The organism is Arthrobacter sp. ISL-72, from assembly GCF_018613755.1.
Lineage (GTDB): Bacteria > Actinomycetota > Actinomycetes > Actinomycetales > Micrococcaceae > Arthrobacter.
In genome coordinates this window covers 423,975-436,943 of sequence record NZ_JAGGPP010000006.1, presented here as the reverse complement: position 1 = coordinate 436,943, position 12,969 = coordinate 423,975, and the positions used below count along the sequence as shown (strand labels likewise).

The 12,969-nt window shown below is 65.3% G+C and carries 14 protein-coding genes; 8 read left to right on the top strand and 6 right to left on the bottom strand.

Annotated elements, in window-relative coordinates; genetic code table 11:
• The 3 genes from J7I92_RS07465 to J7I92_RS07455 are packed head-to-tail and all read right to left on the bottom strand — an operon-like array spanning position 1 to position 1,556.
• Positions 1–867, bottom strand: a complete 867-nt coding sequence (locus J7I92_RS07465; protein WP_214838982.1) for an SURF1 family protein — start codon at positions 865–867, stop codon at positions 1–3.
• Positions 868–1,128, bottom strand: a complete 261-nt coding sequence (locus tag J7I92_RS07460; protein ID WP_214838981.1) for a hypothetical protein — start codon at positions 1,126–1,128, stop codon at positions 868–870.
• Entirely contained in the window at positions 1,125–1,556 is a 432-nt protein-coding gene (locus J7I92_RS07455; protein WP_214838980.1) for a DUF3099 domain-containing protein, read from the bottom strand. The genes J7I92_RS07460 and J7I92_RS07455 overlap by 4 nt, the downstream gene beginning before the upstream one ends.
• 140 nt (positions 1,557–1,696) lie before the next feature.
• Between J7I92_RS07455 and fabG the strand changes: the two genes are divergently transcribed.
• The 3 genes from fabG to J7I92_RS07440 all read left to right on the top strand — a co-directional run bounded on the left by fabG (position 1,697) and on the right by J7I92_RS07440 (position 3,915).
• Positions 1,697–2,422 carry a 3-oxoacyl-ACP reductase FabG gene (fabG, locus tag J7I92_RS07450; protein ID WP_214838979.1) on the top strand — a complete coding sequence of 242 codons (726 nt, stop codon included), beginning with the start codon at positions 1,697–1,699 and terminating at the stop codon, positions 2,420–2,422.
• A gap of 152 nt (positions 2,423–2,574) precedes the next feature.
• The gene (locus J7I92_RS07445; RefSeq protein ID WP_214838969.1) at positions 2,575–2,991 is read left to right on the top strand and encodes an Hsp20/alpha crystallin family protein; all 417 of its coding nucleotides are present in this window, start codon (positions 2,575–2,577) and stop codon (positions 2,989–2,991) included.
• Between the two features lie 162 nt (positions 2,992–3,153).
• The gene (locus J7I92_RS07440; protein ID WP_214838967.1) at positions 3,154–3,915 is read left to right on the top strand and encodes an SDR family oxidoreductase; all 762 of its coding nucleotides are present in this window, start codon (positions 3,154–3,156) and stop codon (positions 3,913–3,915) included.
• Between the two features lie 95 nt (positions 3,916–4,010).
• Here the strand turns inward: J7I92_RS07440 and serB are convergent, their stop codons facing one another.
• Complete coding sequence (gene serB / locus J7I92_RS07435; protein WP_214838965.1) at positions 4,011–4,904, bottom strand: phosphoserine phosphatase SerB; 894 nt, start codon at positions 4,902–4,904, stop codon at positions 4,011–4,013.
• Between the two features lie 121 nt (positions 4,905–5,025).
• Between serB and J7I92_RS07430 the strand changes: the two genes are divergently transcribed.
• The 5 genes from J7I92_RS07430 (at position 5,026) to J7I92_RS07410 (ending at position 9,131) form a co-directional block, all read left to right on the top strand.
• Positions 5,026–5,811 (top strand): ABC transporter ATP-binding protein, encoded by a 786-nt coding sequence (locus J7I92_RS07430; protein ID WP_214838963.1) that lies wholly within the window; start codon positions 5,026–5,028, stop codon positions 5,809–5,811.
• Between the two features lie 17 nt (positions 5,812–5,828).
• Positions 5,829–6,614 carry a sulfite exporter TauE/SafE family protein gene (locus tag J7I92_RS07425; RefSeq protein ID WP_214838961.1) on the top strand — a complete coding sequence of 262 codons (786 nt, stop codon included), beginning with the start codon at positions 5,829–5,831 and terminating at the stop codon, positions 6,612–6,614.
• Between the two features lie 53 nt (positions 6,615–6,667).
• Positions 6,668–7,477, top strand: coding sequence for an RNA methyltransferase (locus tag J7I92_RS07420; protein ID WP_214838959.1), 810 nt, complete (start codon positions 6,668–6,670; stop codon positions 7,475–7,477).
• Positions 7,478–7,672: 195 nt separating this feature from the next.
• Positions 7,673–7,930 (top strand): type B 50S ribosomal protein L31, encoded by a 258-nt coding sequence (locus tag J7I92_RS07415; protein WP_028267311.1) that lies wholly within the window; start codon positions 7,673–7,675, stop codon positions 7,928–7,930.
• Between the two features lie 91 nt (positions 7,931–8,021).
• Entirely contained in the window at positions 8,022–9,131 is a 1,110-nt protein-coding gene (locus J7I92_RS07410; protein WP_214838957.1) for a biotin/lipoate A/B protein ligase family protein, read from the top strand.
• Between the two features lie 21 nt (positions 9,132–9,152).
• Here J7I92_RS07410 and pepN read toward each other — a convergent pair whose 3' ends face one another.
• A complete protein-coding gene (gene pepN, locus J7I92_RS07405) occupies positions 9,153–11,774 on the bottom strand; it encodes an aminopeptidase N (RefSeq protein ID WP_214838955.1) in 2,622 nt (873 codons plus the stop codon).
• A 12-nt stretch (positions 11,775–11,786) separates the two neighbouring features.
• Entirely contained in the window at positions 11,787–12,932 is a 1,146-nt protein-coding gene (locus J7I92_RS07400; protein ID WP_214839097.1) for a YeiH family protein, read from the bottom strand.
• Positions 12,933–12,969: the final 37 nt, after the last annotated feature.

Sequence of the window (12,969 nt, the reverse complement as noted above, 5' to 3'; positions counted from 1 at the left end):
TCAGTACCCCTGGGCGTCCAGGATCGCGTCTTCCTCTTCCTCCGCCGTCGGCTGCTTCCGCTTCCGGGGAGCCGGACGACGGCGGTTGGCCGCCACCGCGTATTCGGGCGTACTGTCCTCCGCGGCGTCCTGGGCGTCGATTTCCGCGTTGCGCGCCTGTTGCCGCGCCGCGTAGCCAAAGCCCACGAACATCAACACACCAAAAGCAAACCACTGCAGTGAATAGGAGAGGTGAGTTCCTTCTTCCACGGAGGGCTTCGGGAACGGGTACGGCATCGTCGCGGCGGCCGGCGTCTCGGAGGCGAGCTGCCCGTACGCTCCGGTCAGCACGGGATAACCAAGCTGGGCGGCGTAGGCCGGAAGGTCGATGGACGCCAGCTGCCCGTCGGGGGCGCCGCGCTGGAGCTCGGGTTCGCCCGGCTTCAGGCGCACCACCACAGCGACTTCACCCGAGGGCGGTTCCGGAATGGAGTCCGGGCGTCCAGGGGTGTTGTTCCCGATCGGCAACCAGCCGCGGTCAACCACAACCGTCTGCCCGGAATTGAGTTTGAAGGGAACAACCACTTCGTAGCCCGGCTGGCCGTTGAGGGGACGGTTGCGCACGATGCGCTGTCCGTTGACGTCGTAGCGGCCCTTCAATTCAACCTGGGTCCACTCCTTGTCGGCATCCAGCCGGGAAAACTGCGCTTCGGCAGCAGCGAAAGGCAAGGGAGTGGCGGAGTAGTTTGACGTGACGCGGTTGATTTCCGCCAGGGTCTCTGCCCTGCGGTCCATCTGCCAGCGGCCCAGGAACACGCAGGCGGTGGCAAAGATCGCAGCCAGCAACAAATAGCCCAGCCATTTGCTGGAGAAGAGGAAACGGTACATTCAGCTGTCCCTGCCCGGCGCAGCGGCAAGATCCAACGGGACGGTCTCTTTCCATAGGGCCCGGGTCTGCAAGTAGTCTTCCAGCCACAGCCGGTGGTCGTCGCAGGCAAGCCAGATCTTGCGGCGCTCAGGTGTGTGGATCTTGGGGTTGTTCCATAGCAGCTGCCAGGCCGCCCCGGACCTGCAGCCCTTCCTGGAGCACACGGCTGCTGCTGTTTCCGCGGGCCCGGCCCCGCCTCCGGCGAGGTCAAAAATGTTCATGAAGCTGCCCGTTCCTGGCCGTCGTTATCGTCTTCATCCTCAATGAGTTCGCCCTGGAGAACTGTTGGCCCCTCGTCCTCGGCGGCCGCAGGTTCTTCCGGCGCTTCGAGTTCTGCGAGGGGAGCGGAGTCCAGCAGGTAGTCGCTGTGAATCTCTGCTTTGTCACTTCCGTTCGCGATGACCACAGCAATCCATGGCAGGAACACCGCGCCGGCAATCGGCAGCACCTTGAACCAGCCATCAACGACAAACACGAGGATCAGGCAAACCATGCGGATGCCCATTGCCACGGAGTATTTGATCATCCGCTCACGCATTTCTTCGGAGTGCGCTGTAGCGGCGTCCGTGATGCTGTGCACCTGGGCGTTACCGGATCCTGCGTCCGGCTCACCGGGCACCGAATGTCCGGGTCGTTTTGCAAGTGTCACGGCTGTTTGATCACGCTCCCAAGGCTTACTCCAATTCTCTCACCCTCCACAGTGCCGCCCAAACGGAGGCTAAGATCGGAGGCAGTAAAAATCCCGCCCCTCACCGCGGTGCCCCATGCCGCAGAATCCCGGAGCAAACTATGACTGAAGCAGCATCAACGGGCCGCAGCGTCCTGATTACCGGCGGCAACCGAGGCATCGGCCTCGCCATCGCCGAGGCCTTCCTGGCCAACGGTGACAAGGTTGCTGTGACCTTCCGCAGCGAGTCAAAGCTGCCGGAAGGAATCCTGGGCGTCAAGGCCGACGTGACCGATGAGGCTTCCGTGGACGCCGCCTTCAAGGAAGTTGAAGCTGCGCACGGCCCGGTTGAGGTGCTGGTTGCCAACGCCGGGATCACCAAGGACACGCTGCTGCTTCGCATGAGCGAAGATGACTTCACGTCCGTCATCGACACGAACCTGACCGGCGCCTTCCGGGTCATCAAGCGGGCCTCCAAGGGAATGATCCGCCTGCGCAAGGGGCGGGTTGTGCTGATTTCCTCTGTTTCCGGTCTCTACGGCGCACCCGGGCAGATCAACTACTCCGCCTCCAAGGCCGGCTTGGTGGGGATCGCCCGCTCGCTGACCCGCGAACTGGGCGGACGCGGCATCACCGCGAACGTCGTGGCTCCCGGCTTCATCAACACCGACATGACGGCGGAGCTGCCCGAAGCCACGCAGAAGGACTACCTGGCGAAGGTCCCGGCGGGACGGTTCGCCGAGGCCGCTGAAGTGGCGAATGTGGTCCGCTGGATCTCCAGCGAGGAAGCGTCCTACATCTCCGGCGCGGTGATCCCCGTCGACGGCGGTTTGGGCATGGGGCACTGACCTTTTCCTGATTTTCGGCCCGCCGGGGTCTCCCCGCAAAAGGGGGACCTAATGCCCATTACACGCCCTTAGCTCCGGTGTGTAATGGGCATACCGGCGGGTCCCGTGTCCGCGCCGGCCATAAATTGCGGGAAACAACACTAGGAGCTGTCATGGCCGATCTCAATAAGTGGATGCCATCGGACGTACTGGAGCCGTTTCGGCGTTTACTCGAAGGAGATCCCACAATGTCCTCAATGCGCGTGGAGCAGTTCATGGACGGAAACGCCCTCGTCGTGCGCGCGGAAGTGCCTGGCCTTGATCCTGAGAAGGACGTTGACGTTTCCGTTGCGGACGGCATGCTTCACATCAAAACCGAGCGCGAGGAGAAATCCGAACACAAGGGCAAGACCGGATACCGCTCGGAGTTCCGCTACGGCTCGTTCTCACGTAGCGTTGCGCTTCCGCCCGGCGCCCGCGAGGAAGACGTGACGGCAACGTACAAGGACGGTGTCCTGGAGGTCCGCGCTCCGGCGCCGGAACAGCCGCCAACCACTGAGAAGCGCAAGATCCGGATCGATCCCAGCTAAGCCGGGCATAACCACTGCAGGCCGGTTCAACCCCGACTCCCTGCACCGGGACTAGCCCGGACCAGCTTCTTTGTTGACGTCAAACAACTAAAATCTTCCTGTCCGCTGGCATGATGGATGGCGGACCCACAGATTTTGGACGTTTGGAACAAAGGAGCTCGAATGGGATTGCTGGACAACAAGACTGCCGTCGTGACCGGTTCGTCGAGGGGAATCGGCGCGGACGTTGCCAAGCTGCTCGCCGCCGAAGGTGCTGCAGTTGTGGTGAACTACCGCCAGAAGGCCCCGCGGGCCAATAAGGTGGTGGCTGAAATCGAGGCAGCAGGCGGCCGCGCCGCTGCGGTCGGAGCCGACCTCACCACGCAGGAAGGCGTCCAGGCGCTGGCCAGCGCAGCCATGGAGAACTTCGGTTCGCTGGACGTTCTGGTGCTGAACGCTTCGGGCGGCATGGAAACGGGTATGGAAGAGGGCTACGCCCTGAAGCTGAACCGGGACGCCCAGGTCAACATGCTGAACGCCGCCGTGCCCCTGATGCGTGAAGGCTCCCGCGTGGTGTTCGTCACCAGCCACCAGGCCCACTTCATTGATTCCGTTCCCACCATGCCTGAATACGAGCCGGTGGCACGCAGCAAGCGTGCCGGTGAGGATGCCCTGCGCGCCCTCGTACCCAACCTCGCAGAAAAGGGCATCAGCTTCGTGGTGGTTTCCGGCGACATGATCGAAGGAACTGTTACCGCCACGCTGCTTGACCGGTCCAACCCCGGCGCCATCGAGGCACGCCGCGCCGAGGCGGGCAAGCTGTATTCCGTGGCGGAGTTCGCCGCAGAGATCGCCAAGATGGTGACTGCCGACGTCGAGACCGGCCACACCGAATACGCCGGCGGTGCCGACTACTTCGGCAAGGGCGCCGGCCAGGACAGCTGACGCTCCCAGGCGAAAAACAGCAACAAAAAAGGAAGGCCGGGTACCGGCCTTCCTTTTTTGGCTTGCGCCGCCTTCGGGCTAGCGCCGCCGGCGCCTCAGACCGCGGCGATGAACCGCACGGCGTCCAGATACCGAAGATTCACGGCTGCATCGGCGGCAGCACGGACAGCCGGCTTCGCGTTGAAGGCGACGCCGATCCCCGCGGCGCTGAGCATATCCAGGTCATTGGCGCCGTCGCCCACGGCGATGGTGTGCTCCATGGGGATGCCTTCAGCGGCAGCCCACTCGCGAAGGTACTTCTCCTTCGCCGCACGGTCGATCACCGCACCAAGCACCTTGCCGGTCAGCGCGCCGTCGACGATTTCCAGTTCGTTGGCGATCCAGTAGTCCATCCCGAGGTCCTCGGCAATGGGACGCAGGATCTGGTTGAAACCGCCGGATACGACTGCCACGGCATGGCCCGCGGCCTTGAACGCGGCGACGAGGTCCGCGGCCCCTTCACTGAGCTTCACCTCAGCCCGGACGGAATCGACGACGTCGGCCGGCAGCCCGGCGAGGACAGCAACCCGGGCGTGGAGGCTCTGTGCGAAGTCGAGTTCCCCGCGCATGGCCGCCTCGGTGACGGCCGTGACCTCCTCGCGCTTCCCGGCGTAGGCCGCCAGGAGTTCAATGACTTCCTGCTGGATCAGAGTCGAGTCAACATCCATGATGAGGAATTTGCGGGGTGCGTCCCGGAGCGACGCCGGAACGATGGCCGTGTCCATTCCGGTGAAGCCTGCGGCAGCCACCTCATGACGCAGCGCGGTGATCTCGGCGGCGGTGCCGGACGTCACGGACAGATCCGCGGTATACACCTCGAAGCGCTGATCGCCAGTACGGGATTCGGCGGTGAAGGACGCCCCCGATCCGGTCAGCAGGGACCGGAGGTGCTCCAGTTCCGAGGGGGATAATTTCACGCCGTAGCTGACCGCAGTCACGTTCGAACTCATGGCTGCAATCTTAGCCAGCGGGCTCCCGGTGCCCGAATTCGTTGCGTCCCGCCGGCGCGAGGCTTCGCCCCCGGTGGTTCAGTTATCAGTCGGCCCGCGTTTTGTCCTAGTGTCTACTCCTATGAGTGAAGTTCTTGAAATGGCTGCCGTCAGCGTTGTCCGCGGAGCCAAAACGCTCCTCAACAAGGTTGACTGGCAGGTCACAGAGGGCGAGCGTTGGGTAATACTCGGTCCCAACGGTGCCGGCAAGACCACTCTGCTCCAGATCGCGGCCGCCCGGCTACACCCGACGAGCGGCATGGCAGGCATCCTGGAAGAAACTCTGGGCGCCGTTGACGTCTTCGAACTCCGGCCCCGCATCGGCCTGTCCTCGGCCGCACTGGCCAACCAGATCCCCGAGCACGAGAAAGTGCTCAACGTTGTTGTCACTGCCGCCTACGGTGTGACCGGTAGGTGGCGCGAGGGCTACGAGAAGGACGACGAACGCCGTGCCTTCGGGCTCCTGAACGACTGGGGGATGGGTCCGCTCCTGAATCGTACGTTCGCTTCCCTCTCCGAAGGGGAACGCAAGCGCGTCCAGATCGCCCGCGCCCTGATGACGGACCCTGAACTGCTCCTGCTGGACGAACCCGCGGCAGGGCTGGACCTGGGCGGCCGTGAAGACCTGGTGCACCGGCTCAGCGAACTGGCCCGCGACGAAGCTGCCCCCGCCATTGTGCTCGTGACCCACCACCTTGAGGAAGTTCCCCCGGGCTTCACCCACGCGATGCTGATGCGGGATGCCCAGGTTGTTGCAGCCGGCCCCATCACCGAAGTCCTGACGTCCGGGAACCTCAGCGAAACCTTCGGCCTGCCCCTTGATGTGACCGTCAACGCGGGACGCTACACCGCCACCGCACGCCGCTGACCGGCGGCTTCGCGAGCGTGGAGTTACTCAGCGGCGTCCTCATCTTTTTTGCCGGGCTATGGGCCGGAACCATCAACAGTGTGGTGGGCTCAGGCACCCTGGTCACCTTTCCTGTCCTCATCGCCCTCGGTGTTGCCCCGGTAACCGCCTCCATCAGCAACGCCATGGGGCTGGTGGCCGGCAATGCCGCCGGCGCGTGGGGGTACCGGAAGGAACTCGCGGGCCGGGGCAGCCAGCTGCTCAGGCTGCTGCCTGCCTCGCTGCTGGGAGGCATCAGCGGTGCCTGGCTGCTGCTCCACCTTCCCGAAAGGGTGTTCCACTACGCCGCGCCCGTCCTGATTGTGCTGGCCCTGCTGATGGTCGTGTTCCAGCCGCGCCTCCAGCAGTGGGTGCGCAACAGGGAGGAAAACCCGGAGCATGCCATCAAGGACAAACGCCACGGGCTTCTCCTGATCGTGCTGGTCTACCTGGCCGGTGTCTACGGCGGTTATTTCGTGGCGGCCCAGGGCATCCTGCTGGTGGGCATCCTGGGCGTGTTCATGACAGGCACCATCCAGAACGCCAACGCCATGAAGAACATCCTCGTCCTGGGCGTGAACATAGTGGCAGCGGCGTCCTACCTGCTGTTCGCGTTCGGCCGTATCAACTGGACGGTGGTGGCCATCATCGCGGTGAGTTCCCTCATCGGTGGTGTGGTCGGTTCCAAAGTGGGCCGCCGGCTCTCTCCGCCGGTCCTGCGGGGCATCATTTTCGCGCTCGGCCTCGTAGCGCTGGGTGTCATGATCGCGAACCTGTTCAAATGACCGCTGCCATGACGAGCCATCTGCCCTTTGCAATCCCGTTGAAATGACTGCCAGTGACTTTCCACTACCTCCAATCCGCCGATGACCCGAGGGTGTCCGACTACACCAGGCTGACGGACGTCCACCTCCGCAAGGTCCGGGAGCCCGCCGAGGGCATGTACATCGCGGAATCATCGCGTGTCCTCCGCCGGGCCCTGGCAGCCGGACACCGGCCGCGGTCCTTCTTCCTTGCCGAGAAATGGCTGGACGACCTGGCCGATGTCTTTGAGCAGTTCCCGGAGGTGCCGGCCTACATCGGCAGCGCTGCCCTGCTGGAAGACATCACCGGATTCCACCTGCACCGCGGCGCCATGGCGGCGATGCACCGTCCGGCGCCGGTTCCGCTCCCGGAGCTCCTTGCAGGGGCCCGCCGGGTAGCTGTCCTCGAAGACATCGTGGACCATACGAATGTCGGCGCCATCTTCCGCTCCGCGGCTGCCCTGGGCGTGGATGCCGTCCTGGTCTCACCCCGCTGCGGCGACCCGCTCTACCGGCGCAGCGTCCGGGTGAGCATGGGCACCGTCTTCCAGGTTCCGTGGGCACGCCTGGAGTCCTGGCCGGACGATCTGGGGGCCCTCCGGGAGCAGGGTTTCACCGTGGCGGCGATGGAGCTCACCAGCGACGCCGTGGACCTCGACGACCTGGCCGGCCGGAATCCGGACAAGCTCGCCCTGGTGCTGGGAACCGAGGGCGCCGGGATGAGCCCGGAGACGCTCGCCGCCGTCGACCTCGCCGTCAAGATCCCCATGCGGCGGGGCGTCGACTCGCTCAACGTCGCGGCGGCCTCCGCCGTCGCCTTCTGGGAGCTCCGCCCGCGGGACTGAGGCCGTTTGCGCCGGGGCGCCCTCCGGTTCGTGCCGGCGCGCGGATTAGGCTAGGATTGAGTGTTGGTCTGGACACCCGGCGATTCACTGTTACCGCATTTCGCTGTCACTGCGTTTCACTTCGGTTTTCCGCGGCCGCATCCCATTCATACCTGGCAGCTGGCAAAATCCAGCTGTGCGAACAAAGGTCCCATTATGAAGTCTGATATCCACCCGAAGTACGAAGCTGTTGTTTTCAACGACCTGGCTTCCGGCGTCAAGTTCCTGACCAAGTCCACCGTGTCTTCCAAGAAGACCATCGAGTGGGAAGACGGAAACACCTACCCGGTCATCGACGTCGAAATCTCCTCCGAGTCCCACCCGTTCTACACGGGCAAGCAGCGCATCATGGACTCCGCAGGCCGCGTCGAGCGCTTCAACGCTCGCTTCAAGGGCTTCGGCGGCAAGAAGTAACAACTTCTCCCCAAGGTCAATTGGAAAAGCCCGCACCTTCCGAACTTCCGGAAGGTGCGGGCTTTTGCGTTGATGGGGCAGGATGGGAAGCATGACACTCCCTCCCTTTGAGCCCGGTTCCGTGGACGGAACGCACGACGGCGGCGGTCGGCGCCACGGTGAGTACAAGGTCCCGGGCGGCAAGCTTGTTGTGGTGGATTTCGACGTCGTCGGCGGCCGGTTTGCACACGTTTCCGTCAGCGGTGACTTCTTCCTGGAACCGGACGAGGCGCTGCTGGACATCAACCGTGCGCTGACAGGCCTCCCGGAGACAACGGCCGCGGCGGACATCTCCGCCGCCGTGACCGACTCGCTCCCCGAAGACGCCGTGCTGTTCGGGTTCTCGGCGGACGCCGTCGCCGTCGCCGTCCGCAGGGCCCTCGCGAAGGCCACCGGGTGGGCGGACCACCACTGGAATGTCATCGCCCCGTCCGTGCTGCCGACCCACCTCAACGTTGCCTTGGACGAGGTCCTCACCGAGGAGGTCGGTGCCGGACGGCGCAATCCCACCCTGAGGTTCTGGGACTGGGAGGAACCGTCGGTGGTGATCGGCAGCTTCCAGTCTGTCCGGAACGAGATCCACCCGGAGGGCGTCGCCCGGCACGGCATCAGCGTGGTGCGCAGGATCAGCGGCGGGGGAGCGATGTTCATGGAGGCGGGCAACTGCATCACTTACTCGCTGTATCTGCCCCAGACGCTGGTGGACGGCATCAGTTTCGCCGACTCCTACGCGTTCCTGGACGCCTGGGTCATGGCCGCGTTGGAGAAACTGGGAATTTCCGCCTTCTACGTCCCGCTCAATGACATTGCCACGGACCAGGGCAAGATCGGCGGGGCGGCCCAGAAGCGCCTGGCCAATGGCGGCATGCTGCACCACGTCACCATGAGCTATGACATCGACGCCGACAAGATGGTGGAAGTCCTGCGCATCGGCAAGGAAAAGCTCTCCGACAAGGGCACCACCAGCGCCAAGAAGCGCGTGGATCCGTTGCGCCGGCAGACCGGACTGGCCAGGGCGGAAATCGTCGAGGCCATGATGGAGGTCTTCATCAGCCGGTATGGGGCGACACCTTCGGTCCTGAGCGACGTGGAACTAGCCGCGGCCCGCGACCGGGTGGCGGCAAAGTTCGGGACCGAGGAGTGGTTGCACCGGGTGCCTTAGGGAACTTCTACCCCCGGGGGCCTATGCGTCCAGCGGTTGTGAATTCAGCGCTTGTGCGTTCAGGGCACGGTGCAGGTGGCTCCGCTGCTCGATGATGATGCGGCGGAGCGCCCGCGGTGCCTCCGGGTGGCCGGCAAGCCAATCGTCGGCGCGGACAAGGACCGGGTGTTCCTCAGGCAGGCCGGTGCCGAGGTCCTGGGCCGCGGGGAACAGGCCGCGGACAATGCGGCTGGCGATCTCGATGCTGCGCTCCGCCCAGACCTCTTCCAGGCAGTTGAAGTACGGGTCCACAAACGGGTCCAGCAGTCCGTCCGGGGCCGTGTTGAAGCCGGCGATCATGGCGCTGAGCAGCTGGTTGGAGAGTGAGGTGCCTTTGACGGCCGCGTCCCAGGCAGCTGCTTTGACGGCGGCATCGGGACGGGCTGCGAGGGCAGTGGCGTGGCCCGCACGGCCGGAAGCGGTGGTGTCGCGTGCAAGTTCGGCGTCCAGTTCGGCCTCCGCTGCCTGCCCGTGGGCCGCCAGGGCGTGCCACAGGCTCCAGCGCAGCTCCGGGTCGACGGCAAGCCCTTCGATCACCGTTGTGCCGTCCAGGATCCCGCGCACCAGGTCAAGCCTTCCTGGGGCCCGCCTGCTGGTGGTGGCGAGTGTCCTCGCCCAGGCCAGTTGGTGGTCGGAGCCGGGCTTGGCCGCGCTGAATTCGCGGGCGGCCACCGCCAGGAACCCGTCCCGGACGGCAGCCCGTTCCGCAGCCGGGACGTAGCGTTCGATGGCAGTCGAGGCGTTCCCCAGCACGTTCAGCAGGACACCGATGCCCGTTTCAGCCGGGCCGAACTTCTCCACCGCCGCAACGTAGCGCTCAGCCGGCGCCACGGCATCGCGTGCTGCATCCCAGAGCGCCGTCCAGCAGAGCGCCCGTGCCATCGGATCCGGCAATGCGCTGAGGGACGCGCGGGCCGTCTCTTCCGAGCGGGGGTCAAACCGCACCTTCGCGTAGCTGAGGTCCTCGTCGTTGACCAAAAGGAGCGCCGGTGCGGGCTTGCCCTCGAGCTCCGCGACGACACTACGTCCGCCGGCCAGGTCCGTTTCAACGCTGTCCACCCGGACCAGCGCGCCGTCGGCATCGAAATCATAGAGCCCGATCCGGAGCCGGTGCGGCCGGAGTTCCAGGCGTCCCGTGGCGGGGTCCACGGCATCCTGGACGAGGGCCACTTTGCCGAGCACGCCGTCGTGCTCCTCAATTTCGGCGCTGATGGTGGAGATCCCCGAGGTCTGCAGCCATTGCCGTGCCCAGAGCGCAAGGTCACGGCCGGAGGCGGCGCCCAGGGCGTCCAGCAGGTCGGCCAAGGTGGTGTTGCCGTACTCGTGGTCGCGGAAATACTTGCGGGAGCCGGCGATGAACGCGTCAAAACCGACGTACGCCACCAGCTGCTTGAGCACGGAGGCGCCCTTGGCATAGGTGATGCCGTCGAAGTTCTGCTTGGCCGCCTCAAGGTCCGGGATGTCGGCGACGATCGGGTGCGTGGTGGGCAGCTGGTCTTGGACGTAGGCCCACGCCTTGCGGTTGTTGGCGAAGTTCACCCAGGCCGTGTCCCAGTCCGTAGCGCGGTCCACGCCCAGGGTTCCCATGTAGTCGGCGAAGGACTCCTTGAGCCAGAGGTCATCCCACCAATGCATGGTCACAAGGTCGCCAAACCACATGTGCGCCATCTCGTGCAGCAGCGTGTTGGCTCGGCCCTGGTACTGCGAGTCGGCGGCCCGGGACGTGAACACGTAGTTCTCGGTGAAGGTGACCAGTCCGGGGTTTTCCATGGCGCCCAGGTTGTATTCGGGCACGAAGGCCTGGTCGTATTTGCCCCAGGGGTACGGGTAGTCGAAGAGGTTGTTGAAGAATCCGAGCCCTTGCTTGGTGAGCTGGAACAGACGCTCAGTGTCAAAGGATCCGGCCATGGAAGCACGGCAGTACAGCGCCAGCGGCACGTTCAGCGCAGTACCGTCGTCCAGCGTTCCGCTCCATTGGTCCTCCGCCTTGAAGTACGGGCCCGCCAGGACCGTGGTGATGTAGGTGGACATCCGGCCCGTCGGGGCAAAGTCCCAGCGGCTCGTCGCGGGATCGCTGGTCAATTGGGTGCGGCCGGCCTCCGCGCTGTTCGAGGCGACCTGCCAGTCCGAGGGCGCCATGACGTGGAACGTGAACTCCGCCTTCAGGTCCGGCTGTTCAAAGTTCGCGAACACCCGCCGGGCATCCGCAGGCTCGTACTGGGTGTACAGGTAGCACTTGCCGTCCGCGGGATCGAAGAAGCGGTGCATGCCTTCGCCCGAGGTGCTGTAGAGGGCCGTCCCGGTGACGGTTACCTGGTTTTCGGCCTGCAAGTTGTCCAGCCTGATCCGTGCTCCGTCCGCAACGTCCGCGACAGACAGCCCTTTGCCGTTGAGGAAAACGCTGTGGACTTCGCTGCCGATGAAGTCCAGGAACGTGGACCCGCCGGGTTCCCGCGCCGAAAAGTCGATGACGCTGCGGCTCGTGTATCCGGGGACGTCCGGATTCGGTGCCTGGCGCACGTCGAGTGAAACGTCGTAGCTGTGGGTGGTGATCAGGGCTGAGCGATCGGACGCTTCATCGCGTTGCAGGTTCTCATTCGACACCAAGCTATTTAATCATGGGCCCGGGGCGATGATCAGGACGGCGGCGCCAAGGCCCAGTACGGCGATGAGCAGCCACGCCGCGAGTGCCGCCAGGAGTTCCCTGGCGCCGGTGTGGAGCAGCGTCTGCACGCGCGCAGCCGAGCCCAGGCCGAAGAGCGCGATACCCAGGAGCAGGTCCTGCACCGCGGCAGCCGCCTCCAGCCAGCCTGCGGACAGCCAGCCGGTGGAGCGCAACGCCACCATGGCCATAAAGCCGATCACGAACAGCGGAACGACGGGCGGCAGCCGCAGCTCCGCGCCGTCGGCTTCCGGTGCCGGCACAGGCAATTCAGTCGGCCCGGGACGGTGCGGCCCGGATCTGCTCGGGCCAGATCCGGCTTCGCCGGGACCGGTGCGGGGGCTCCGGCCCATCACCGCCCGCTGGTGGAGGCCCGCGGCCGCCACCATGGGCGCCAGGAGGATCACCCGGGTCAGCTTCACGACGACGGCGATCGCCAGGGCGCCGGTTCCGGCCGTCTGCGCGGTGGCCACAACCTGGCCGACGTCATGCACCGATGCGCCGGTCCAGGCGCCGAATACTTCCGGGGTGAGCTGCAACGGGTGCAGCAGCAGGGGCAGCACGCCGATGGCCAGGGTCCCGCAGAGGGTAACCAGTGCCACGGGCAGGACGGTGTCCACGTGGCGGATCCTGCGGACTGCGGCCATCGCACCTATGGCGGAGGCGCCGCAGATGGAGAACCCGGTGGCGATGAGCAGCGAGGCGTCGCGGGTCAGGCGGAACATCCGGGCTATCCCGTAGGTTCCTGCGAAGCTCGCCAGCACTACCGCGGTGATCAGCAGCAGCGCCTGCCAGCCGAGGCCCAGGACATCCATGACGCTGACTTTGAGCCCCAGGACCACGATGCCTGCCCGCATCATGTGCTTCCCGGCGAAGTCGAGCCCGACCCGTGCCCCTCCCGCTGCCCAGGTTGCGGTGCCGGGCAGGTTCGCGGCGAGCAGCCCCAGCCCGACGGCGACGGTCATGGCAGGCAGGACCGGCACCAATGCGTGTACGGTAAAGGCCACCCCGACGGCGAAAACCGCCGTGAGCAGTCCCGGCACCTGGGGTGGAACCGGCACGAAGATCCGTCCCTTGGGGACGGCGGGGAATCTGGGCAGTGGCACTCACCTACCTTGCCGGAACAGTGCTGCAAAA